10 protein-coding genes and 2 pseudogenes are annotated in these 25,969 nt (G+C 64.4%); 8 read left to right on the forward strand and 4 right to left on the reverse strand.

Going from position 1 to position 25,969, the window contains the following annotated elements; genetic code table 11:
* Positions 1-6 precede the first annotated feature (6 nt).
* The 4 genes from EGM71_RS06005 to EGM71_RS06020 all read right to left on the reverse strand — a co-directional run bounded on the left by EGM71_RS06005 (position 7) and on the right by EGM71_RS06020 (position 5,666).
* Positions 7-609 (reverse strand): DUF937 domain-containing protein, encoded by a 603-nt coding sequence (locus EGM71_RS06005; RefSeq protein ID WP_010483234.1) that lies wholly within the window; start codon positions 607-609, stop codon positions 7-9.
* Between the two features lie 108 nt (positions 610-717).
* The gene (locus EGM71_RS06010; protein ID WP_430544073.1) at positions 718-2,361 is read right to left on the reverse strand and encodes a catalase; all 1,644 of its coding nucleotides are present in this window, start codon (positions 2,359-2,361) and stop codon (positions 718-720) included.
* 194 nt (positions 2,362-2,555) lie between these two features.
* Positions 2,556-5,147 carry a DNA mismatch repair protein MutS gene (mutS, locus tag EGM71_RS06015; RefSeq protein WP_188488443.1) on the reverse strand — a complete coding sequence of 864 codons (2,592 nt, stop codon included), beginning with the start codon at positions 5,145-5,147 and terminating at the stop codon, positions 2,556-2,558.
* A 126-nt stretch (positions 5,148-5,273) separates the two neighbouring features.
* Positions 5,274-5,666, reverse strand: a complete 393-nt coding sequence (locus EGM71_RS06020; protein WP_188488445.1) for a ribonuclease inhibitor — start codon at positions 5,664-5,666, stop codon at positions 5,274-5,276.
* 364 nt (positions 5,667-6,030) lie between these two features.
* Between EGM71_RS06020 and EGM71_RS06025 the strand changes: the two are divergent.
* The 8 genes and pseudogenes from EGM71_RS06025 to EGM71_RS06060 all read left to right on the forward strand — a co-directional run bounded on the left by EGM71_RS06025 (position 6,031) and on the right by EGM71_RS06060 (position 25,793).
* Positions 6,031-7,706: pseudogene (locus EGM71_RS06025) on the forward strand (ShlB/FhaC/HecB family hemolysin secretion/activation protein).
* A 21-nt stretch (positions 7,707-7,727) separates the two neighbouring features.
* A complete protein-coding gene (locus EGM71_RS06030; RefSeq protein ID WP_223224541.1) occupies positions 7,728-19,037 on the forward strand; it encodes a hemagglutinin repeat-containing protein in 11,310 nt (3,769 codons plus the stop codon).
* Between the two features lie 8 nt (positions 19,038-19,045).
* The gene (locus EGM71_RS20985) at positions 19,046-19,255 is read left to right on the forward strand and encodes a zf-TFIIB domain-containing protein (protein WP_188488446.1); all 210 of its coding nucleotides are present in this window, start codon (positions 19,046-19,048) and stop codon (positions 19,253-19,255) included.
* 351 nt (positions 19,256-19,606) lie between these two features.
* Positions 19,607-22,325 (forward strand): annotated as a pseudogene (locus EGM71_RS06040) (hemagglutinin repeat-containing protein); the annotation flags it as partial.
* 1,187 nt (positions 22,326-23,512) lie between these two features.
* Complete coding sequence (locus EGM71_RS06045; RefSeq protein ID WP_188488448.1) at positions 23,513-23,935, forward strand: hypothetical protein; 423 nt, start codon at positions 23,513-23,515, stop codon at positions 23,933-23,935.
* A 136-nt stretch (positions 23,936-24,071) separates the two neighbouring features.
* Positions 24,072-24,947, forward strand: a complete 876-nt coding sequence (locus EGM71_RS06050) for a DUF2628 domain-containing protein (protein WP_188488450.1) — start codon at positions 24,072-24,074, stop codon at positions 24,945-24,947.
* Positions 24,948-25,002: 55 nt separating this feature from the next.
* Positions 25,003-25,257 carry a hypothetical protein gene (locus EGM71_RS06055; RefSeq protein WP_223224543.1) on the forward strand — a complete coding sequence of 85 codons (255 nt, stop codon included), beginning with the start codon at positions 25,003-25,005 and terminating at the stop codon, positions 25,255-25,257.
* A 143-nt stretch (positions 25,258-25,400) separates the two neighbouring features.
* Positions 25,401-25,793, forward strand: a complete 393-nt coding sequence (locus tag EGM71_RS06060; RefSeq protein WP_188488454.1) for a hypothetical protein — start codon at positions 25,401-25,403, stop codon at positions 25,791-25,793.
* Positions 25,794-25,969 lie beyond the last annotated feature (176 nt).

The following is a 25,969-nucleotide window of genomic DNA, read 5'->3' on the forward strand; positions in this document are numbered from 1 at the left end:
CAAACCTCAGCGCTTGCCACCCAGCAGGCTGCCGCCGATCTTCAGCAGGTCGCCCACGCCGAGCTGGCCGTCACCGTCCTGGTCCAGCAGGCTGCCGAGCAGGCCACCGGCAAGGCCGCCCTGCTGCTGAACCTGCTGCTTTTCCTGGCCGAGCGCCTGGCTGAGCGAGCCGGCATCGGCCTGGCCGCCACCGAGGCGTTGGGCGAGGAAGGCCATCACGATCGGCGCGAGGATCTGCAGCAGTTGGCTGGTGCGGCCACTGTCGAGCTGGGTGGCCTGGGCGAGGCCGGTTTCCACCTTCTGCTGGCTGCCGCCGAAGATGTGGCCGAGGATGCCGGCACCGTCGCTGGCGGCACCGCCGCCACCGCCGCCCAGCACCGAGCCGAGCACGCTGCCCAGGTCCAGGCCGCTGTGGTTGTTCTGCAATGCGCCGAGCAGCGCCTGTGCGCCCTGCGGCTGCGAGGCGTTGTTGCCCAGCGCGCCCATCAGCACCGGCAGCGCGGCGCTGATCGCACCGGAAGCCTGTGTATCGCTGATGCCGAGCTGCTGCGACACCTGCTGCAGCGGGGCGCCCTGCAGTTTGGCGAGAAGTTCATCGGTCAGGCTCATCAGGGGAATCCTCGATTGGGGTTGGGCGTGCAGAAGGTACGACGCGGACCGTTAAAACGGCGACGCCGCCTCACAGGGAGGCGGCGTGCCGTACACGGGGCAGGGCGATCAGAGCTCGATGTCTTCGGCGCCCGGGGTCGCGGTGGGGAAGTCCGCTTCCGGCTGCGCCGGCTTGAACGGATCCGACGGCTGGCTGGCCAGCGCCTTCAGGGCCGCGGCGATGCCGGCACCGTAGGCCGGGTCGGCCTTGTTGCAGTTGTCGATGTGGCGCTGCTTGATGAAGTCCGGCGCATCGCCCAGGGCGCGTGCGGTGTTGGCGAACAGGCGGTCCTTCTGTGCCTGGTTGTAGCTGCGGAACAGGGCACCGGGCTGGCTGAAGTAGTCGGCGTCGTCCTCACGGAAATTCCAGAAGTCAGCGTCGCCGCGGATCTTCATCGGCGGCTCGCGGTACTGCGGCTGTTCCTGCCACTGGCCGTAGCTGTTCGGCTCGTAGTGCGGCAGGCCGCCGTAGTTGCCGTCCACGCGCATCGCACCGTCGCGGTGGTTGCTGTGCACCGGGCAGCGCGCTGCGTTCACCGGAATCTGGTGGTGGTTCACGCCCAGGCGGTAGCGCTGCGCATCGGAGTAGGCGAACAGGCGTGCCTGCAGCATCTTGTCTGGCGATGGGCCGATGCCCGGCACCAGGTTGCTCGGTGCGAACGCCGACTGCTCCACGTCCTGGTACCAGTTGACCGGGTTGCGGTTCAGTTCGAACTGGCCCACTTCGATCAGCGGGTAGTCGCTCTTCGGCCACACCTTGGTCAGGTCGAACGGATGCACGCGGTAGGTTTCCGCGTCCAGCTCCGGCATGACCTGGATGAACAGCTTCCACTTCGGGAAGTCGCCCTTCTCGATCGCGGCGAACAGGTCGCGGCCGTGGCTTTCGCGGTCATGGCCGACCAGGATCTGCGCCTGTGCGTCGGTCAGCGATTCGATGCCCTGCTGGCTGACGAAGTGGAACTTCACCCAGAAGCGTTCGCTGTCGGCGTTGGTGAAGCTGTAGGTGTGCGAGCCGAAACCGTGCATGTGGCGGAAGCTGCGCGGAATGCCGCGGTCGCTCATCACCACGGTCACCTGCAGCAGGGCTTCGGGCAGCAGCGTCCAGAAGTCCCAGTTGTTGCGCGCGCTGCGCAGGTTGGTGTGCGGGTCGCGCTTGACCGCCTTGTTGAGGTCGGCGAACTTGCGCGGATCGCGCAGGAAGAACACCGGGGTGTTGTTGCCGACCAGGTCCCAGTTGCCTTCTTCGGTGTAGAACTTCAGCGCGAAGCCGCGGATGTCACGCTCGGCGTCGGCGGCGCCACGCTCGCCGGCCACCGTGGTGAAGCGGGCGAACATCTCGGTCTGCTTGCCGACCTTCTCGAACAGCTTGGCGCGGGTGTACTTGCTGATGTCGTGGGTGACGGTGAAGGTGCCGAACGCGCCTGAGCCCTTGGCGTGCATGCGGCGCTCGGGGATGATCTCGCGGTTGAGGTTGGCCAGCTTTTCCAGCAGCCATACGTCTTCCATCAGCAGCGGGCCGCGCGGGCCGGCGGTCTTGCTGTTCTGGTTGTCCACCACCGGTGCGCCGAAGGCCGTGGTCATCGGCGTGACCGGGTCATCGCCGTGCTTCTGCTTCGGCGTGGTGCTCAGCTCGCGCTGCTGCTGGGCGCCTTCCTCGGGCGACGGTGCGCTGTGATACGGGCACTTGGCGTTGTTGTTGTCGGACTGGCTCATCGGCTGGCTCCTGGTGGCGGTGAAGACGTGGGTAAACATCTTCACTCGACTTTAGCTATGGCCGGATGAAATGAATAATCGAATGATTCGTTCAGGTTGATAGATTCTGTCAATTGAAACGCAGAATCGGATTTGCAGATCCTTTCGATAGGCCTCCCGCAAGATCGGCGGGAGGCCTTGGGCGTGCGCTGCGGTTACAGCAGCGCCTTCAACCGGTACAGGGCTTCCAGCGCCTGCTTCGGCGTCAATTCGTCCGGGTCGATGGCCGCCAGCGCATCCTGCGCCTTGCTGGCCGGTGCGCTGAACAGGCCGAACTGCTGCGGCGCATCCAATGCCTGTGGTGCCAGCTCGGCGGCATGGCTTTCACCACCGCGCTGTTCCAGCTCGGCCAGGCGACGACGCGCCTGCGCCACGGTGGTGCGCGGCAGGCCGGCCAGCGCGGCCACCTGCAGGCCGAAGCTGCGGTTGGCCGGGCCGTCCTTCACCGCGTGCATGAACACCAGTGCTTCACCGTGCTCGACGGCATCCAGGTGCACATTGGCGATGCCGCTGCGGCCGCCCTCGTGCTGCTCGTCGGCCAGCGCGGTCAGCTCGAAGTAGTGGGTCGCGAACAGCGTGTAGCAGCGGTTCTGGTAGGCCAGGTGGCGGGCCACCGCGTCGGCCAGCGCCAGGCCATCGTAGGTGGAGGTTCCGCGGCCGATCTCGTCCATCAGCACCAGCGAATGGGCGGTGGCGTGGTGCAGGATGTAGCTGGTTTCGGCCATCTCGACCATGAAGGTCGACTGCCCGCGGGCGAGGTCGTCACCGGCGCCGATGCGGGTCAGGATGCGGTCGATCGGGCCGATCAGCGCACGGCTGGCCGGCACGAAGCTGCCGATGTGGGCCAGCAGCACGATCAGCGCGTTCTGCCGCATGTAGGTCGATTTACCGCCCATGTTCGGGCCGGTGATGACCAGCATGCGACGGTCCGGATGCAGGTCCAGATCATTGGGTTCGAACGGCTGCTCGCGCACCGCCTCGACCACCGGATGGCGGCCACGCTCGATCTTCAGGCAGGGCTCGGCCTGCAGCTCCGGGCGCGCCCAGTCCAGCGCCTGCGCGCGTTCGGCGAAGGCCGCCAGCACATCCAGTTCGCTCAGTGCAGCGGCACACTGCTTCAGCGGTTCCAGCTGCCCGCCAAGGGTATCCAGCAGCTGCTCGAACAGGTACTTCTCGCGCGACAGCGAACGGTCGCGCGCGGACAGCACCTTGTCTTCGAACGCCTTCAGTTCTTCGGTGATGTAGCGCTCGGCATTGGTCAGCGTCTGGCGGCGGGTGTAGTGCACCGGCGCACGGTCGGACTGGCCCTTGCTGATCTCGATGTAGTAGCCGTGTACGCGGTTGTAGCCCACCTTCAGGGTGGGAATGCCGCTGCTCTCGCGCTCGCGCAGTTCCAGGTCGACCAGGAACTGGTCGGCATGGGTGGACAGGCGGCGCAGCTCGTCCAGCTCTTCATCGAAGCCGTCGGCCAGCACGCCGCCATCGCTCAGCTTCAGCGGCGGCATCTCAGCGATGGCGCTGGCCAGCAGCTGCGCGCACTCATCGTGTTCGCCCAGCGCGGCATGCAGGGCCTGCAGGCGCGGCGAATCCAGCGGCGCCAGTACTTCGCGCACGGCTGGGAGCAGCCCCAGGCCATCGCGCAGGGTGGAGAAATCACGCGGGCGCGCCGAACGCAGCGCGACGCGGGTGAGGATGCGTTCCAGGTCGCCGAGGCGGCGGAACTGCTCGCGGATGTCGGCGTCGCTGCCACGGTCGATCAGGGTTTCCACCGCATGGTGGCGCTGTACCAGCACCTCGCGCAGGCGCAGCGGGCGGTGCAGCCAGCGGCGCAGCAGGCGCCCGCCCATCGGCGTTACCGTGCTGTCGAGCACGCCCAGCAGGGTGTTGCGGGTATCGCCGTCGACGCGCGTATCCAGTTCCAGGTGGCGGCGGGTGGCGGCGTTCATCGCGATCGCCTCGCCAGCGGTTTCCATCGCGATCGAGGTCAGGTGCGGCAGGCGCTGCTTCTGGGTTTCCTCGACATAGCCGAGCAGGGCGCCGGCGGCAGCGGTGGCGCGCGGCTTGTCATCGATGCCGAAGCCGCTCAGGTCATGCAGCTTGAAGAAGTTCAGCAGCTGGCGGCGGCCGCTGTCGGCGTCGAACAGCCACGGCGCGCGGCGGCGCACGCCGGTGCGCTGGCGCAGGAATTCCGGCCAGTTTTCTTCGTCGGGCACCAGCAGCTCGGCCGGTTCCAGTCGGGCCAGCTCGGCTTCCAGCGCGTCGTCGGTTTCCACTTCGTTGACCAGGAAGCGGCCACCGGCGAGGTCGGCCCAGGCCAGGCCGTAGCCCTGCTTCGTGCGCGACAGCGCCATCAGCAGGGTATCGCGGCGTTCGTCCAGCAATGCTTCGTCGGTGACGGTGCCGGGGGTGACGATGCGCACCACCTTGCGTTCGACCAGGCCCTTGGCCAACGCCGGGTCGCCGATCTGCTCGCAGATCGCCACCGATTCGCCCAGCGCCACCAGCCGTGCCAGGTAGCCTTCATAGGCGTGCACCGGCACGCCAGCCATCGGAATCGGCGCGCCGCCGGAGCTGCCGCGCTGGGTCAGGGTGATGTCGAGCAGGCGCGCGGCCTTGCGCGCATCGTCGTAGAACAGCTCGTAGAAGTCGCCCATGCGGAAGAACAGCAGCAGGTCCGGATAGTCGGACTTGGCTGCGAAGAACTGCTTCATCAGCGGGGTGTGTTCGGCGGACTTTTCTTTGGACATGGGGCTCGTGAATCCGGGGCATCCGTTCGCGCCGGAGGGCGGCGCGGCGGAGCGGGTACAGGGATGCCCATGGTAACTGGTGGGGGCAGGGGCTGCCGCATTCGCAGGCGTGGGCTGCCGCTTGCTTCAGGCCTGCACCAGGGTGATGTCCGGATGGGCCGCGAAGATCTCCATCACGATCTCGAAGTAGGTCTGCCCCTCGCCGCACTCCAGCGCCGCCAGCTGCTGCTCGATGGCCGCGGTGTTGAATGCGCCGGGATGGGCCAGTTTGGCCTGCAGCCAGCTGCGTGTGGCAGCCGCGCCCAATGCTACGCGGCTGTGTTCGACATCGCGCCAGATGATGGTGCGGGTGGACCGACCGGCCAGGGCGCCATATCCGCCGTACAGCAGGTCATCCAGCGCATCCAGGCTGGGCGCCAGCTGCCAGTCTTCGCCGGCCATGAACACGCGGTTGATCTCGGCATAGAGGCTGGCGATGTCGCCGATGGCGGCGCCTTCGATCTGTAGGAGGATGGTCATGCGCCGACTGTAGCGTCAGCAGGCGAAAGCCGGCGTGCTGAACGTCCGGGGTCACGCCATGGCACGCGCGCGCATACGTCCGGGCCATTTGCGGTGTGGTTCCCCGCAGCCCACTGAATTTGCAATCTTCCCTATAGAAGTTCCTGTGGCGGCCGATACGCTTTGCGCCTTTCTGCGCTTCGCGCGGCGGCGTGCTCTCGCGTGTGCGACGGCAGACCCGAATCAAGCCGGCACGTCGATGCCTTGTCCTTTTCCGGGCAGGGCGCCCGACGGCCTGCATCAATATCAGGAAAAGACTGTGCGGTCAGGGAAGAAGCAGGCACGACAGGTGTGCCGTTGTGGTGGGTGGGTGGTGTTGCTTGGCATGACCTTCAGTGTTGCCGCCCAGCAGGCCGGTGATCCAGCCGCGCAGGAACTGCTGCGGCAACAGGAACGCGAACGCGTGCTGCGCGAGCAGCAGGAACAACGCCCCGACGTCCGCCTGGAGCGGGATGCGCAGAAGGACCGCGAGCACCTGCCGGCGCGGGAGCAGCCCTGCGTGCGCATCGATCGCATCGCGCTGGAAGGCGACGACAGCCAGCGCTTCGGCTGGGCACTGGCGGCGGCCGACCCGGTGGATGATCCGGCCACCGGCCGTTGCCTGGGGACCGAAGGCATCAACGTGGTGATGAAACGCGTGCAGAACGCGATCATCGCCCGTGGCTATGTCACCACGCGGGTGCTGTCGGCACCGCAGGACCTCAACCAGGGCACGCTGACGTTGTCGGTGGTGCCGGGCCGGTTCCGCGAGGCCGTGTTCTCCGATCCGCAGGGCCGGCATCCGGCCATCGCCAACGCACTGCCGTTCCGCAGTGGCGGCCTGCTCAACCTGCGTGACATCGAGCAGGGGTTGGAGAACCTGCAGCGCGTGCCCACCGTCAGCGCCGACATCAAGATCGCGCCGGCCGACGGCGAGGGTGCGGCGCCGGGCCAGAGCGACCTGCAGATCGACTGGACGCAGCGTTCACCGGTACGCGCCAGCGTCACCCTGGACGATGCAGGCAGCCGCGGCACCGGCAAGCTGCAGGCCAACGCGACGCTGTCGCTGGACAATCCGCTAGGCCTGAACGAGTTGTTCTACATCAGTGCCGGCCGCGGCGTGTTCAATGGCCGAGGCAGGGACACCGACAGCTGGACCGCGCACTACGACGTGCCCTACGGCTACTGGCTGTTCGGGGCCACCGCCAGCGCCTACGACTACAGCCAGGACGTGGTCGGTGCCTTTGAACGCTATGACTACAGCGGCCGCAGCCGCAACGCCGAAGCGCGGGTGGACCGGCTGCTGCTGCGCAATGCCAAGATCAAGTTCAGCGCCTATGCACGCGGCTGGCAGCGCGAGTCGAAGAACTACATCGACGATACCGAGATCGAAGTGCAGCGCCGCCGCACCGCCGGCTGGGAACTGGGTCTGACCCACAAGCAGTTCATCGGCACTGCCACGCTCGATGCCAGCGTGCCTACCGGCGTGGCACTGGCGCCTTCCACGCCCTACGCTCGCCGGAAGAGAAGGCGCTGCAGTGGGACCCGACGCTGCCGCTGGAAGGCACCTCGCGGATGAAGCTGATCACCGCTGATGCGCAGTTCAGCGTGCCGTTCCAGGTGGGCAAGCAGCGCCTGCGCTACACCGCCGCATGGCGGGCGCAGTGGAACCGAACGCCGCTCTCGCCACAGGACCGCTTCGCCATCGGTGGCCGCTATACCGTGCGCGGTTTCGATGGTGAAAGCTCGCTCAGCGGCGAGCGTGGCTGGTCGCTGCGCAACGATCTTTCGCTGGGCATCGGCGGCGGCCAGGAGTTCTACGTGGCCGCCGACTACGGCCGTATTGGCGGCCCATCCGTGCAGTGGCAGTCCGGCCGCGACCTGGCCGGTATGGCGCTGGGCCTGCGCGGCGGCTGGCAACAGCTTTCCTGGGATGGCTTCGTGGGCTCGGCGCTGCACAAGCCCGCCCATTTCCCCACCGACTACACCACGTTCGGCTTCAGCCTGGCCTGGCGCTACTGATCTGCCACAAGGACACGTGACATGAACACTATCTATCGTCTGGTTTTCAACCGCGCGCTGCGCGTCTGGCAGGTGGCTTCGGAGCTGGTGAAGGGCGGCGGTGGCCTGGTCGGCCATGTGCCGGGCCGGCAGAGCGCGGCACTGTCGCCGCTCGGCTTCGCGCTGATGTGCTCACTGGGCTGGGTCAGTCTGGCAGCCCCCGCGCTGGCGCAGTCCGATGCGCGCATCAGTTCCGATCCGAACGCGCCAGGCCGTGAACGGCCGACGGTGGTGACCGCACCCAACGGCGTGCCGATGGTGAACATCACCACGCCGTCGGCGGCGGGTGTGTCGCGCAACCGCTATTCGCAGTTCGACGTGGGCCGCGAAGGCGTCATCCTCAACAACGCCCGCGGCCAGGTGCAGACGCAGCTGGGCGGCTGGGTGCAAGGCAACCCGTGGCTGGCCACTGGCAGTGCACGGGTCATCCTCAATGAAGTGAATGGTCCGGCCAGCCGGCTCAACGGCTATGTGGAGGTGGCCGGGCAGCGCGCCGAAGTGATCATTGCCAACCCGGCCGGCATCCAGGTCAACGGTGGCGGCTTCCTCAATGCCAGCCGGGTGACCCTGACCACCGGCGCCCCGATGTTCAGCGGTGCAGGCGCACTTGAGGGCTACCGTGTCACCGGCGGCGCGATCCAGATCGATGGCGATGGCCTGGACAGCAGCCGTGCCGACTACACCGACCTGATCACCCGTTCGTTGAAGGTCAATGCCGGCATCTGGGCCAACCAGCTGCAGGCAACGCTGGGCAGCAACGTGGTCAGTGCCGACCACAGCCAGGCCAGCGCGAGCGCGGCCAGCGGCGAGGCACCGATGTTCGCACTGGACGTCGGCGCACTGGGCGGCATGTTCGCCAACAAGATCTGGCTGGTCGGCAACGAGCACGGCGTGGGCGTGCGCAATGCCGGCAGCATCGGTGCGCAGGCCGGCGAGCTGGTGGTGACGGTGGATGGCCGCCTGGAAAACACCGGTGCGCTGCAGTCGCGGCAGAACGTGCGCGTGCAGGCCAGTGGCGACCTTGCCAATGCCGGCACCATCGCGGCTTCGCGTGAGGTGGCCATCACGTCCGGCGGCACGCTGGACAACAGCAACGGCACGCTCAATGCGCAGCGCCTGCAGCTGCAGGCGCAGGGGTTGCGCAACCAGGGCGGCGCGATTGAACAGACCGGCGTGCAGGCCCTGGTGCTCAAGGCCGACGCCGCCAGCAACCGCAGCAACGGCCTGCTCGGCGCACTGGATGCGGTGGCGTCAGGTGGCAATGAAAGCAATCCTGGCGGCGGCGCGTCGCCGGGCGGCGGCGGAACGCCCGGAACCGGCACGCCGGGAACCGGGGGAGGAAATGGCGGTTCGACCGGTGGCCCGCCGGTGGAGCCCATGGCCGACGGCCTGATCGCCATCACCGGCACGATGGACAACGACGGCGGCAGCATCAGCAACGGCGGCGCGGTGTCACTGGCTGCACGCAACGGTCTCGACAACAGCGGCGGTCGCCTGGGAGTGAGCGCGCTGCAGGCCGGGGGCGAGCTGCGCAACGATGGCGGCACGCTGCAGGTGCATGGCGATGCCGCGCTGCAGGTGAGCCTGTTGTCCAACCAGAAGGGCGCGCTGAGCGTGGCTGGTGGCCTGCTGCTGGATGCGCAGTCGCTCGACAACCGCGGTGGTGAACTGCGGCACGCCGGCAAGGCGGCATCGTCATGGATGGTGCATGGCCTGTTCAACAACGACGGTGGCCTGCTGGCCACCAATGCCACGCAGCTGGCGTTGCGCGCAGGCCAGGTCGGCAATGCCGATGGCCGCATCGAACATGCCGGTGAGGGGGGGCTGCAGCTGGATACGGGCGACTGGGCCGGCGCCGGTGGCCGGCTGAGTACCCTGGGCCGCCTGCAATGGACGGCCGGCAACGCCGATCTGCGCAACGGCTCGCTCAGTGCGGCCGGATTCGACATCGTGGCCGGGACGCTGGACAACCGGGGTGGCAGCCTGCTGTCGCTCGGTACCGGTGCCAGTTCGGTGAAGGCCACGGCGCTGGACAACAGTGCCGGCGGCACGCTGGCCGGCAATGGTGATCTGGGGCTTACCGCGATCACGCTGGACAACCGCAAGGGGCTGGTGCAGCAGGCCGGCACCGGCAGCCTGCGGGTGCAGGCCGACACCCTGCGTGGCAGCGAGGGACGCCTGCTCAGCAACGGCGCGCTGGTGCTGTCCGGCGGCGAGATGGACGTGAGTGGCGGTACCACGTCGGCGCAGCGCGTGCAGATCCAGGCCGATGTGCTGCGCAACCGCCAGGGCCAGATCGTTGCGCAGGGAACGCAGGTGTTGGCACTGGACGTGCGCGATGCGCTCGACAACCAGGGCGGCCAGGTCGTCGGCAACGGCGGGCTGCGCATCGACGCCGGTCGCATCGACAACCAGCAGGGCACGCTGCAGTCGGCCAGCACGCAGGGCGTGGCGCTGACGGTGCGCGACACCCTGGACAACAGCGGCGGCGGCATTTCCGGCAATGGCCAGGTGCAGCTGCAGGTTGGCAGCCTGGTCAATCAGGGCGGCAAGGTGCTGGCGGCAGGCAGCGGCGCGCTGCAGGTGCAGGCCCGCGAACGTCTGGACAACAGCAACGGCGGCCGCCTGGCCGGTACGGGTGATCTGCGGCTGCAGGCCGCACGACTGGACAACCGCAGCGGTGCGATCGAACACGCCGGCGGCGGCACGTTGCAGATCCGCGCCGACAGCGTGCAGGGCGCGGGCGGCCGCATCCTCAGCCAGTCGACGCTGGCGCTTGAGGGCGGCGATCTGCTGCTGGGGGCCGGTAGCATTACCCAGGCCGAGCACATCGCCATCGACGCGCAGCGCCTGGACAACGCCGGCGGCAACCTCAGCGCGACCGGCAGCGACGCGCTGCGGCTGCGCGTGGCGCAGCGTATGGACAACAGTGGCGGCACCATCGCCGGCAATGGCGCGCTGGAGGTAGAGGCCGGCGAACTGATCAACCGCAAGGGCACGCTCAGCGGCGCCGGTACGGCTGACAGCACGCTGCAGATCGCCGGAGCGCTGGACAATCACGAAGGCACGATCGCCAGCAACGCCAACCGCCTGGCGGTCACTTCCGCACGGCTGGACAACAGTGGCGGCAGCATCCGCCAGGCTGGCAACCAGGGCCTGGACATCACCACCGGCCGCCTGGACGGCAGCAAGGGCACGCTGGTCTCCTCGGCCACACTGACCCTGCGCGCCGACGACGTGGATCATCGTGACGCGACGCTGGGCGCCGATCGCTTCGACCTTGAGGCCGCCACGCTCGACAACGGCGGTGGCCGCATCATCGCCAGCGGTGAAGGCGCCAGCCGCATCAAGGCGACGACGCTGGGCAATGCGGGTGGCACGCTGGCCAGCAATGGCGACCTGACCCTGCTGGCACAGATGCTGGACAACAGTGCAGGCAGGATCCAGCACGCCGGCAGCGGCCAGCTGCAGGTCTCGGCGCAGACCCTGCTGGGCAACAGCGGCAGCGTGCTCGGCAACGGCAGCTTCGTGCTGGATGGCGCCAACCTCGATCTGACCGGGGCAACCACCTCGGCGCGCCGCGTCGACATCACTGCCGACACCCTGACCACCGCCGGTGGCACGCTTACCGCAACCGGTGAAGACGCGCTGCGCCTGCGCGTACAGGGTGTTCTGGACAATCGCGGCGGTTCGCTCGCCAGCAATGGCGCGCTGGATGTCACCGCGCAGCAGCTGATCAATGCGCAGGGCACGCTGCAGGGCGCAGGCACCGGTCACTCCACGCTGGCGATCGGCCACGCTCTGGACAATCAGAAGGGCCGCATCCTGCTCGGTGGTGCCGGCACCGTCACCGCGGCCAGCCTCGGCAACCAGGGCGGCACCGTACATGCGGGCGGCAGCGCGCTGGTGCTGGGCGTTGACGGTCGTCTCGACAATGGCGAGCAGGGCCTGCTGTCCAGCACCGGCACGATGACCCTGGAGGCCGGCAGCCTCGACAACCGCCACGGCACCCTGGTCGCTGGCGAGGACCTGAGCGCGACCACGGCGGCAGGCGTGGACAACAGCGACGGTGCGATGCAGGCCGGCGAACGGCTGCAGTTGCAGGCCAATGGCCTGGACAACCAGCGCGGCACGCTGCTGGGCGGCCAGCTGGACATCGATACCCGCGGCCAGCGGCTGGACAACCGCGCCGGCACGCTGGGCACGCAGAAGGGCGACCTGATCGTTCGCAGTGGCGCGATGGACAACCAGGGCGGTCGCGTGCAGGCGGCGGCCGACCTGACCATCAACACGGCCGGGCAGGACATCGACAACCGCGCCACCGCCGGCAGCGGTGGATTGCTGGCGGCCGGTAAGCTGCAGCTGGATGGTGGCGTGCTGGACAACCGTGGCGGCGCAGTCAATGCACAAGGCGATGCGCGCTTGCTGCTGGCCCGCGTCGACAACAGTGGCGGTGGAACACTTGCCAGCTCCGCGAATCTGTCCCTGCAGGCGGCGAGCCTGGCCAATGCCAGTGGTCGCGTGCAGGCCGGGCGCAACCTCGACCTGACCCTGGGCGGGCACCTGGACAACGCCGTCGGCGCGATCGCGGCCGGGCAGCGGTTGACCCTCACTGCCGCCAGCGTGGACAACCGCAACACCCGTGGCGGCGACGGCACGCGTGGCCTGCAGGCGGGCCAGTTGCAGTTCGGCGCCCAGTGGCTGGACAACAGCCAGGGCCAGGTCGTCACCGATGGCGGTGCGCGGCTGCAGATCAACGGCCAGCTGCAGAACACCGGCGGCGTGATCAGCACCGGCGGCAACCTGGACAGCCAGGCGGACAACGTCGCCAACAGCGGTGGCCTGCTGCGCGCCGATGGCAGCCAGACCCTGGTGGCACGTGCGCTCAGCGAAGACGGCCAGGTGCATGCGCAGCGTGACCTCGGCCTCACCCTGCAGCAGGGCATGCACCAACGTGGTGAATGGATCGCCAACGGCACGCTGTCGCTGAACCTGTCCGGCGACCTCGACAACCAGGGTGTGGTGCGCGGTGGCAACCTCGACCTCAACGCCCAGAACATCACCAATGCGGCTTCGGGTGAGATCTCCAGCCAGGGCACGACCCACCTCAATGCCCGTGGCCAGCTGACCAACCGGGGCCTGATCGATGGCGCGCTGACCCACCTGGAGGCCGGCGAAGTCGACAATCTCGGCACCGGGCGCATCTACGGTGATCGCGTGGCGATCTCCACCGGTGTGCTGAAGAACCGCGCCGAAGAGGCCGGTGGTGCCTCCCGCGTCGGTACCGTAGCCGCACGCGAGCGCCTGGACCTGGGCGTGCGCGAGCTGCAGAACACCGGCAAGGGCCTGATCTACAGCGGCGGTGATGCTGCCATCGGCGGCACGCTGAGTGCCGATCGCATCGCCAGCGGCATTGCCGGGCGGATCGACAACATCAGCTCGGTCATCGATGTGACCGGCAACCTGTCCATCGATGCGCAGGTGGTCAACAACATCCGCGAGAACGTGGTCGTTTCGCAGACCAGGACCGTGATGGATCCGGTGCGGCTGGACCGCCCGGCATGGTGGCGCAACGGCAAGAACGGCACCGAGGACATCCGCAGTACCAGCCACTACTCCGCGCACGAGGTGTACTACCTCGACCCGGCCGACATCCTCGAAGACACGCCGCACATCACGCCTGATGGCTTTACCGTGCATCGCGCGGTGGTGCGCCTGAGCTCGAAGACCAGTGCCTACTTCTTCGGGCGCGGTGGCCTGTATGCCGGCCTGGGCGAGCGCGCGCGCCTGAACGTGCAGGATGGCACGGTGGTGATGTACTACGTCGGCCGCCAGGACAACCAGGTCAATCCGGACCAGGTGCGTGTCGGCGCGGATGACCCGTTCGCCGAGCTGAGTACCTTGCATCCCGATGCGCCGGCATTCCGATATGTCGACGACAAGCTGACCTATTCCAGCAACTACGGAACCTGCACCACTAACTGCGTGCAGTTGTGGACCTACAAGGACTACAACGATCCGGACCATACGCTGACCAATCCGCGCGGCTCGGGTGGCAACAACGTCAGCAGCAATGAGCAGTACCGCATCGCCACCCGGACGGTGACCGAAGATGTGCTCGGCGCCGGGGTAGGCGCCGACGCGGTGATCCGCTCCGGCGGCGCGATGCGCATCGGCACCGACAGCCTGAAGAACCACTACGGCAGCATCGCCGCAGGGGGCAACCTGAGCATCGTGGGACTGACCGCGACGGCGAAGGTGGAGAACCTGGCGCAGACGCTGTTCCGCACCCATGAATTCAACAATGTGGGCCACACCTACAGCAACGAACGGGTCACCTGGAGCAATGACACGATCTCCGAGGAGATCGGCAGGATCGGTGGCAGCATCACCAGTGGTGGCACGCTGGTCATCGACGTCGGTGACCTGAGCAACCTCAACCAGGGGCGAAACGCGCCGAACGTGCAGAACGGTTCAGCGATGGCCAACCTCAACGTGCAGGGGCCGAAGGCGCTGCCGGATGGGCCGGGCCATGGCGGTGCGCAGGGGCCGGGCCAGTCCACCGGCACCGGTGCCGAACGCGCGCTGGCGCAGGCGGCCGATGCCGCCGGCACCCAGCAGGGCGGCAACGTCGGCGGCGTCGCCGGCAACAGCGGCACCTCTGGGCCGCGCGTGGTCGCGGCCAGTGGTGGATCACCGGACCGCATCGCGATGGGCGCACCGGACACGCGCGCGCCGAGCGCCAGCCTGTTCAACGTCAATCCCAACAGTGACCACTACCTGGTCGAGACCGATCCGCGCTTCACCGATCACAAGACGTGGCTGAGCTCGGACCACCTGCTGGGCCAGATGGGTTACTCGCCCGATACCGTGCACAAGCGCCTGGGGGATGGCTACTACGAGCAGAAACTGGTGCGCGAGCAGATCGGCCAGCTGACCGGTCGCCGCTTCCTCGACGGTTACGCCAGCGACGAGGCGCAGTACCGCGCGCTGCTGGAGGCCGGTGCCACGGTGGCCAGCGAATGGGGCCTGCGTCCCGGCGTGGCACTGACCGAAGCACAGATGGCACAGCTGACCAGTGACATCGTCTGGCTGGTCGAGCAGACCGTCACCCTGGCCGATGGCAGCACCACCACCGCGCTGGTGCCGCAGGTCTACCTGCGCCTGCGCCCGGGCGACCTCGACGGCAACGGTGCATTGCTGGCCGGTGCCAATGTCGATATCAATCTGGGCAATGGCCTGGTCAACACCGGCAACATCGCCGGCCGCAAGCTGGTGACCATCGATGCAGGCAACATCGAGCATCTGGGCGGCAGTATTTCCGGCCAGTACGTCGGGCTGTCGTCGGACAAGGACATCCGTGTTGTGGGTGCCGCCGTGACGGCCACCGATGCGCTGTCGGTCAAGGCGGCGGGCAATGTCACGGTGGCCTCCACGGTGGAGACACAGCGGGGCGGTGGCACCTACCAGTACGAAACCAACCGCATTGATCGGGTCGCCGGCCTGTATGTAACCAACCCCAGCGGCGACGGCATGTTGTCGGTGGTGGCTGGCGGTGACATCAGCCTGCAGGCCGCACAGCTCCGCAACGCTGGCACTGACGGCCTGACCCAGCTGGCGGCAGGCGGCACTCTGGATGTTGGCTCGATTGCGCTGGAGGAACGCCGCGACGCTACCTTCGATGAACGCAACCACCAGCGCAGCAGCAGGACGACACATGCCGCATCGTCGGTGCAGGGCGCTGGCGACGTGGTGCTGGCCGCTGGCAAGGACATCACACTGGCCGCCGCGCAGATCAAGGCGGGGGGCGGTCTGGCATTGCAGGCCGGTGGGGACATCAACAGCCAGGCGCTGGTGGACAGCGAAAGCCGCGATTTTGCCAATGCGGGCAAGCGCAGTTCGCTGCAGCTCAGCCAGCGTGATGAAACGGTGCGGGGTAGCCAGTTGTCTGCTGACGGCGGAATCGCACTCAGTGCAGGCCGCGATGTGAACTTGGTAGCCGCAGAGGTACGAAGCGAACAGGACGCGATCAGTATTGGTGCCGGTCGTGATGTGAATCTGACATCCGCGCAGGAAAAGCACACCTGGGAGCAGGACACGCAGCGCAAGAAGCGTGGGCTCACGTCCACTACGCGTACCTCAACGCACGATGCAACCCAGGATGCACTGGCCGTTGGCACGGTTTTGTCGGGTGAGCGGATCAGCATCGGCGCAGGTCGTGACATCACAGTCGAGGGCGCAAAGATTGCAGCCACTGGCGATGTAGTGATGGCTGCCAAGGGCAATCTCAGTATTGTTGCTGCGGAGTCCAGTCATTCCGAACAGCACAGTAGCGATCGCAAGAAGTCCGGGCTGCTTGGGGGGATGAATGGCAGCTTCGGGGTTACTTTCGGCAGCCGAAGTGCCGGCAACAGCAGCTCCCTGACCGAAACGGTCGCGGAAGGAAGCATCGTCGGCAGCGCGCTGGGCAGCGTGACACTAACGGCGGGAGAAACGCTGCACATCGGCGGGTCAGATGTTCTCTCCAAGAATGGAATGACGTTGCTTGGCAAGGATGTACGCATCGATTCAGCAGAACAGCACTCGGAGTACAACGACAGGAACTACTTCAGGCAGTCAGGTCTGAACGTCGCCGTGGGCGGTGCGACCGTTGATACGATTCAAAGTGCACGCGCCGTGTATGCCTTCGCCAAGCGCGCAGACGAGGTCGAGGACGATCGCCTCAAGGCGCTCTATGCGTACAAGGCGGCGCAGGGTGCAATCGCGGTGGCCCAGGCTGCGGGGCAGCAGTCGGGCGATGGAGGTGGCGGCGCCGGATTGAACGTCCGGGTGACCGCAGGAACCCAGCGATCCCAGTCGGAAACGACGATGGAGCAGACGACCCATCGTGGCAGCACATTGCACAGTGATGGCGATGTGGTGATCGCAGCCACGGGCAGTGATCTGACCGTGGTGGGCAGTAACGTGTCAGGTCGCAACGTAGATCTTGCGGCGGCCAAGGATCTGATGATCAGAAGCAGCGAGGATCGCTATGCCCAGGACAGCAGAAGCCAGTCCCAGGGTGGAGAGATCGGTGTTGCGATCAGTGGAAGCAGCGGCGGCGGTGCAGCGATCGGTGTCTATGTTGGCGCCAATGCCGCGCGTGGCAAGGCCGACGGGAACGGCACCGTCCACAACGAAAGTTTCATCAAGGTCGGGGATCGCCTTACGTTTGCGAGTGGTGGAGACACGACTCTGCAGGGCGCACAGCTGGTTGCCAACCAGGTGATTGGCCAAGTGGCGGGCAATCTGACGGTGCGCACAGAGCAGGACACGGATAGATACAAGAGTCAGCAGCTTGCGGCGAAAGGTGAAGCCACGATTGGCTATGGCTTCGAGGGTAGTGCCAGCGGCAGTGCCGCCATGATTGACAGTGACTACCGTAGCGTCCGTGAGCAGACGGGAATCGCCGCTGGTGACGGGGGCTTCCAGTTGCAGGTGGCGGGCAACACGCATCTGGTCGGGGCCGTCATCGCAAGTACCGCGGATCCCTCGAAGAATCTGCTGTCGACGGGTAGCTTGACGGTTGAGGATCTCAAGAACCGAGCGGAGTTCGTTTCTGCATCGATCAGTGGCGGTACCAGCGGCGGTGGGAGCCCCTCGGACGGGTTCAATTTCGACCCGTCGGTGATGCCGGGCCTGCCGACGGGTGACAGCAAGAGCTCCACCACGCGAAGCGGCGTGGCCGACGGCACGATCGACATTCGAAATGGAGATAGCAGTACGCTGGCAGGTCTGCAGCGCGGCGTAACCAGTCTGGACAATGCCAATGGGTTTGCGCCCATTTTCGACGAGAAGAAGGTTCAGGAGCGGCAGGAACTGACGCAGATCCTGGGAGAGATTGGTTTCAAGGCCGTTGGCAATCTGGCCTCCAAGAAGAGTGCCCAGGCCAAGGTGGACCTGGAAGTTGCGCGCGCCAACGGCGATGCCGAGGCCGAGGCCGACGCGCTGCGGCGGATCAGCGAGTGGGGTGAAAGCGGGCGCAACAAGGTCCTGCTGCATGGCCTGACAGGCGCTGCCGTTGCGGCATTGAGCGGGGGCGATATTGGTGGCGCTGCAGCGGGTGCTACCGGTGCCGCGCTGGCCAAGGAGGCAATGACGCGTTTCCTCACAGGCCAGGGCATGGATCCGCGAAGTGGTGAGTTCAACAGCTTGATCGAACTCGCCAGTGCTGCGCTGGGCGGGGTCGTGGGTGGTGCCGACGGTGCGGGCACGGCGCTACTGGGTGATCAGTTCAACCGACAGTTGCATCCTGATGAAATCAATTTCCTGTCCGCAAAAGCAAAGGACTTCGCCAATCTGCTGTTCGGATGCGGGGAAAGCTGTAGTGACGACCAGGTCAAGGTGGCACGGGGGCGTCTGTTACGCGAAGCCTACGCACGTGTAGATGCCATATACGGCTCGTATGAGGCAGATTTTGCGGCGTCAAGCTTCATTGGCTCAAACCCAATGATGTTCGTTGGTCCCGATGGTCAGCAGCGCGAGGGGTTCATAGAACTGGACAATGATCGCCGCAATGACCACAGCCTGTACAAGGATCTGCTTGGCACCCGGCGAACGGAATTCAATCTGTTGACGGAAGCACTGCTGGACGGTGGGAAAACCGAAGCGGCGCTAAGGCTGGACTACAACCGGCAGCTCGCTGAGCTCGCCACGAGTGCACGTGGCCGTGATGGAGTGATGATCCTCGAAACCTTCAGTGGAGAAATCGGGGGGTGGGGCTCAGTAGTAAAGAATGTACTGAAGGGGGATGGTGAGGCCGCAAGCCTCGCAGCTGCACCTCTTCTTATTTTTACGAAGGTGCCGGGGGCCAAGGCCGCAGCCGAGTTGGCGGAGGACCTAGCGACGCAGATTGTGAAGGGAGCCGCGTCGCGGGCCGAGGCAACAGCAGGCACAATGAGTGCGAACATTGGCACTCCCTTGACCTTCAACAAGGCGACCAGGACTTGGAGTAGTCCGGGAGGGCTTGACTATGGGATGGGCTCTATACATGGAAATCGTATCAAGCACATATTGGCACATACGGTTCCAAACCCAGCAAAGGTCACGCATTCCGTTTTCGTTGAGGATAGATCCAAGTTGATCTCTCTTATCGACGAGGCTTGGAGGATGAAGGGCGCTGCGGTGCCTGGAGATCCGGGAGCATTCATCGTCCCAATGGGGCGAGTGATTGGCACTGCCGGTGAGAAGAACATAAGAATTATTGTTAAGCCTGGCACCAATAAAATAGTATCTGCGTATCCTGTACAGTGAGGTGTTTCGTGATTTGTCCGCGTTGTGAGCAAGGTGAGATACTTGAGGCCCGCGTCAAGGAGAGTGGGGTTCAGGTGTTTGTCTGCGACGAATGTGATGCTGTATGGTTTTCTTTGAGTGACATCGGCGTTTCTCCGTTCCGGGATCTTGAGACCTATCTAGAGGAGAATTCAATTGCTCCATCTTGGGAGTCAATTTCCGTGGATCGGCGACTGTGATGCCTTGATGCACGCGACGGTTTTTATCTGGTGAAACAGCAGGAACAGGGGTCGGCACTGAAACAGGGTCGGCCATTTGAGAGTGGCTGGAATGCAGCAAGCTGCAAGCCACGTATGAGCAAGGAGTAGGTGCGACCTCAGATGGAGTCCTATGTGCTTCATCAAGTGCTACGCCGCGACGTGCGGGTTACGCTTTTTGCTCTTCTTTCAGTTCGAGAGCACCTATGCGGCAAGGCTCGGGAAGGATCTGGTCTTCCCGGGGCTTGCTGCCCCGTGATGCCCGACAACCGGGTCGCAGCTCCTAGCCTGATTCCACCTCGCTTCACGTGGCGATATATCTTATGGATATAAGGCGCAGCCTCCGGCCTGCGTGCAGCCACCACTTCGACCGTGGTGACCGCCGGCAGCCAGCGCGCCAACAGCGAGCAGAGCCATTCGACCAGTGATGCCCGCGTCAGCCAGTTGGCTGCAGGCGGCGACCTCACGTTGATTGCCAACGGCGGCTCGATCCTCAGCCAGGGCACGCGGATGTCGGCCGAGGGCAACGCCGTGCTGCTGGCCACCAAGGACATCGTGTTCGACGTGGCCCACAACACCGAACGCAGCGACAGCAGCAGCCGCGGCAAGGGCTGGGGCTTTGCCAACAACACCAGCGGCCTGCCGTTCGGTACCAACAACTCGCAGAGCCAGGGCAGCGGCAGCAGCGACGCCATCACCGGCACGCAGCTGTCGGTCGGCGGCGGCGTGCGCATGGCCACCACCGAGGGTGACATCAGTCTCACTGCTGCGAACATCGCGGCGGAGAAGGACGTCAGCATCCGCGCTGCGGGCGACCTGACGATCCGTAGCGGGCAGGACACAGTCAGCAATGCCAACCGCTCGGACAGCAAGGCGATCGGCACTGTGCAGATCTCCGATACCGAGAAGTTCTCCGGCTGGCACCGCGAGCAGCACCGGGACGACAGCGCGCAGGTATCGCAGGTGGCCAGCAGCATCGGCAGTCTGGGCGGTAGCGTGAACCTGGCCGCCGGTGGCAAGTACACGCAGACGGCCAGCAACGTGGTGGCCGCCAAGGACGTGAACATCACCGCTGCCGAGATCGAGCTGCTGACCGCCAACGAAAGCGGCCACTACTCGCAGAGCGACAAAGACCTGAAGATCGGCGTGTTCGCGCGGGTGAAGTCGCCGTTGATCGACCTGATCAACAACGTGGACGCGGCCCGTCAGTCCGATGATCGCCTGCAGAAGATGCAGGGCATGGCGGCAGGCGCCAACGCGTACCAGGCGGCCAGTGCGATCTCGGCACTGTCCGGCCGTGGCGGCAGTGGCGAACTGTTCCGTGCTGAAGCAGGCATCGGCTTCAAGACCGCCAACAGCAGTGCCGATGGCAGCAGCATGGTGTCGCGTGGCTCTACCATCCAGGGCGGCGGCAACGTCAACCTCACCAGCACCCAGGGCGACATCCATGTGGTGCAGGGCAACCTGAGTGCAGGCAACACGCTCAGCCTGGATTCGGCCGGCGACATTCTGCTGGAAGCTGGCAAGGCGCATGTGGCCGACCGCAGCAAGAGCAGCAATGCCGGCGCCGAAGTCGGCGTGGGCGTCTCGGTAGGCGCGCAGACCGGCGTGTACGTTTACGCTGAAGCCAGTGTTGGCAGCAGCAAGGCCAATGCCGAGAGCAGCACCTGGCAGAACACCACGCTGACCGGCAAGAACATATCGATGAAGGCCGAGGGCGATACCACGCTGCGTGGGGCCACGGCGACCGCTGATCGCATCGACGTCAAGACCGGCGGGACGCTGACCATCGAATCGCTGCAGGACATCGCCGAGAGCATGTCCAGGAACAGCCAGGTGGGTGGTCGCGTGCAGGTGTCGTTCGGTACCGCGTGGAATGCCGACGGTTATGCCAGTGCAGGCAAGGCCAGCGGCAGCTATCAGGGTGTTGGCCAGCAGAGCGGCCTGTTTGCCGGCAATGGCGGGTACCACGTCGATGCAGGTCACGTGAACCTGGTGGGCGGCGCGATTGCCAGCACCAATGCGGGCAACAGTGAACTGACTGCGGGCTCGCTGACGTTCACTGACCTGCAGAACCACATGGACTACACAGCCAGCTCCGGCAGCATCAGTGGCGGTGCGGGCGGGGAGATGGATGGCTGGACGCCCAAGCCGGGAACCGCCGCACCCCGAGGTGGTCCGGGCCTGCCGATGATGGAAAAGGGCAGCGACAGCAGCTCCACCCTGGCCACCTTGACCGAGGGCAACATCACCATCGGTGGCAGACAGACGTCGGCGGCCGAGCTGGGCATCAACACCGATGCCAGTGGAGCGCATCGTGCGCTGGATGCACTGCCGGATGCGAGCAAGCTGCTGGCGGATCAGCAGGCGATGGCGGCTGCGGCGGGGACGGGGCTGGCCACCAGCCAGCAGATTGCCTGGGGTATTGGGAGGGCGGATGCGGAGAAGATCACGGACAAGTATCGGGAAGGGATGAGTCCGGAAGAGAAACGGGCATTCGATGCGCTCCTTCCCGACGAGCAGTTCAAGCGCCTCGTCGCGTTCGATGCATCCTACCCGGATGCGCTGGTGACCCAGCAGAAGTGGGCCCCTGATGGCGTCTATGGGCGCGCGCTCGGCGCGGTGACCAGCGCGTTGGTCGGTGGTGTTGAAGGGCAGGGGCTGGGTCAGCTGGGTTCCAACGCGCTGGCGCCGTATGCAGCTGAACTGATCGGCAAGACGTTTGACCCGAACAAGCAGAGTGCTGTGCCTAGCGAGGCCATGCAGATGCTGTCGCACGCGCTGCTGGGCGCGCTGTTGGCAGAGGCCAATGGTGGCAAGGCGGGAAGTGGGGCGTTGGCGGCCGGTGGTGGTGAGCTTGCGGCGAAGTTCCTGGGCGATTACTACGCCAAGCAGAATAAGGGGCAGTTGTCGCCCGAGCAGGCGGAGCAAGTAAGGGTGCTCGGACAAGCGGTCGGCGCAATGGCGGGAGGGCTTTCCGGTGCAGGGATTTCTGGCGCGACATTGGGCATGGGTATCGCGAAGAACTCCGTTGAGAACAACTACCTGAATCACGACGAGCGGATGGAGTACCTTCAGGCGACTGTTATCTGTTCTGATGCGGGTAAAGACTGCGATATCAAGGAAAACTTCGAGCGGCTCTCTGCGGAGCGCGATTACAAGTTGTTGATGGCGTGCCAAGTGCCAGGATCTGCCGCATGTGCTGAGCAGCGTTCACTTGCGAAAATTGCATTGGAATCGCATAACTCACCTATATATAAGGGGGAGTATGACGCATGGATGGCGGAAAACGCCGATAAACTCATCGCTGCGAGCAAGAATGCCGGTTCTGGGGTCAACCTTGAAAAAATTGCCATTCACTCTTCTACCGAAGATCTGCAAAGGAAGGTGTACTGTTCGCTGGTTGGTGAGTGTGGTTCGAACACTGTCGATCTATTGCGTGGTGCAGGCTACGGTGCGGAAGCCGACTGGCTGTCGTCGACGAATCGAGCAGTCGCTGGTGCTGCCTTCGTAAACGGGCTCTGGACCGGGGGGAAGGACTTGGTAGCGGGTGCTGCAAGCATGAACCAGATCGGTGTTCTGTTGGGTTTGGTCTCGGATTACAAGGAGATGGACAAGCTTGGCTTGCAAGCATTCTCCGAAAAACGCAACAACGCGATAAGCCAGGCCATCAATGAGTACATGGAGAAGACGGCAGGCCTTGCGTACTACCTGACTGGTGGTAGGAACTCGTGGAATTTTGAAGACGTAGATCAGGCGGCTGACATTGGTGGAGAGCTCACGTTTGACATCGGAACTTCCTTGGTCGGGCCGGAGGCATTCCTCGCCAAGAGGACCATGACGGCCGCTTCGGAGGTCAGACTTATCGCCGATGCGGAACAGCAGCTCATAAAGTACATCGCAGGTATTGGAAGGAACCCGCCAGCGACCGCAATCGGTGCTGTTGATCCTACAACTGGTAGAATTGTGACTACGTCGAGTGGCCCTGTTCCTGATGTGATCGCGCCGGGCCTGAAGGCGTACGCTGATTCGCTCGGGGGCCTTGGCGTCAAGACAGCATGTGGGAATACTATTGGTCGTTGCGCAGAATTCAGAGCTGCAAACGAACTGATGCTGGCAAATCCACGTCTGAAGCTTGAGGATATTAAATTTACTGCTGCTGTTCGGCCGAGAAGTGGCCTTCCTGTTCCTAGATGTGATAATTGCAGGGATATATTTGGAGATGAGTAGTATATGGAAATGGATGAAGAATTTCTTGAGGTAAATGACATTGATTGGTTTGCGGTTGGTGCTGATGGGTGTGTTTGTCATTTTGCTACCGGAGGGCGTGGTGTCGTTCCGCGCCAGGTTGCATCGTCCATCGAGAGCTGGCAATTGGCGTGTGACTATATTTACTCGCTTCCTGTTTTCTCGGGCGTCATCGTGGTTGAAGAGAGTTTGCCTGATTTCAGTGGGCTCGCTCAGCGCGAGGCCTATCTTCGCTCTTTCCTTGAAATGGCGAGTCGCGGGATTTTTAGCCATGACGTAAGTGGGGATGGTTATCGCCTTATCGCCAAGCCGGAGCTTGCGATTCGCGAAGACGACCTCCCCGAGCGTGTTCGAAATCATATTCCAAAGATCGCCATCGGTTCGGACGATGATCTGCTTCATTTGATGCACTGAATGCGGCTTTTGTGGGAGTGTGTGAAACGGGTAGTCGATGCAGGGCCAGGCAATTGATCGGCTACCCGGTTGCCCCGCCAGAATAGTCAACCCTTTGAATAAATATCAGTGTTTTTTGAATGAAGAATCAGAACGAATGAAGATCGAGCCCGCTTTCAGTCGCGCTGAAAATGGTGTGGAGCGAGACGCAGACTCGGCCGCTGACGAGCCAAGTGAAAAGAGTGCACTGGCGATTTTGGTTAGGGACAGGTTCTCTACCTATTGCCGTTTCTGGAGCCTGGACGACGCTGCCGGAAGGGCGCCAAGGCGATGGAACTGGCCGGCATTCCTGTTCTCGTCACTCTGGTTCTTCTTCCGGCGCATGCATGCGTGGGGAGCGCTCTGGTTCATCCTTTCGCCGTTGATGATGACCGCCTTCGTGCTGATGGGGCTGCCGTGGTTGTCTTTGCTTTCTTTCGTAGTGTTTCGCGTACTTGCTGGAATCCTGGCGAATCCGCTGTACCTGGCGCACTGCCGAAGGATTGTCCGCAAGGTTGATGCCGAGCATCGCGGGGCACATCGGCGGCACCTTGAACTGCAGAAGGCTGGCGGTGTCAGCTACACAGCTCTGGTGATCGCCTTGGCGGTAACGGCCTCACAGAACCCCCTGATCAATCTGATCGTTCGTTCGATATCAGAGCCAACGCCCACGCAGTCCGCTGTGTACGTGGCGGCGAACCCGCCGGATCTGCCGGACCCGCAGATAGAGGAAGCAGAGCGGGTGGCGTACCAGGAGCAAATGCGTGCAATCGCAATGACGGCGTGGCCAGCGGGCGTTCCAACCGAGGGCAATGCCTGCATTGTCGAGTTGCGTTTGGCGCCACCAGGTCAAGTGCTGGAGGCCAATGTCCTGGAGCCGTGTACGTTGAACGACGCCCAACGCGAGATGATGCTGGGTGAAATCAGGCGCACGGACTTCACGATCGAGGGGAAGATGCGGTTCTTCAACCGGCATACCCTCATTGGATTGTGATCGCTGACATCCGGCGAGAGTCGCTCTGGAAATGGGGCATGCAGGGAGATTATTGGTGAAAGAACAGCTCTTGACGATCGAGGAAGCCTACATGGCGATGTTCTACTTCCTCCAGATCGACTATTCCCGCGGCCCCAGCGATGAGATCGGGGGGCTGCTGGGTTCACGTGGCTGGAGTCTTAAGGAGGATCGAAGCCCCACGGATCCAGGTGCGTGGGAGGACTGGTTGGACGCGGTGAGAGCGTCCATGGGGAACAGCGAAGAGGGCATAAAGGATATGAGTGCTACCTACACTGATCTGAAGCGGTAGCCGGATTACTGCGAGCTCCCATGGGTGAGGTGGGCAGGGACAGTTCGTATGAATCAGGAATTCTTCAGGGCAGAAATGAAGCCGAAGACGAAAGCGGTCATGCCGAGTCATGAAGCTGTTGGCTTCAGAATGATGGTTCGATAATGAGCATTTCGCTGTTTCTCGAAGTCGAAGCCGGTGCCGATCTGGATGCCGTGCTGCATGCCCTGGATTCGATCCAGGCCGAGTACTCGGACAGTACTGACGGTCTGCATGGGTATCTTCCAGCGTCCAACACCAGCTTCGGGTTCTGCATCGTCGACCCGCCGGAGGCGCTCGTAGCGGAAGGGCTTGAAGTCGAGTGGCAGGTGGGCCTGCTCGGCTCGTTTCATTTCCGCGCGAGCGGGTTTGAAAGCGCGTGGGAGGAAATCTGCCGCTTCACAAAGCGCTACGCCGCGACGTGCGGGTACCGGTTTGTGCTCTCGTTCCAGTTCGAGAGCGTCTATGCGGCAAGGCTCGGGAAGGATCTGGTCTTCCCGGGGCCTGCTGCACCGTAATGCCGGATACCGGAGCGGCAGGCCCCGGCCTGATCCCATTCTGGCTACCGGTGGCGATATACCTTATGGATATAACGCGTTCGTGAGTCGTCTGATTTCACACCTGTCTGCACAGTTCCAGAGTTTTAGATCGATATAATAATATCGCCCCATAAAGTTTCCCCTGCCTGCGCCGC

The sequence above is a fragment of the Stenotrophomonas maltophilia genome (genome assembly GCF_006970445.1).
In the GTDB taxonomy this organism is placed as follows: domain Bacteria; phylum Pseudomonadota; class Gammaproteobacteria; order Xanthomonadales; family Xanthomonadaceae; genus Stenotrophomonas; species Stenotrophomonas maltophilia_AU.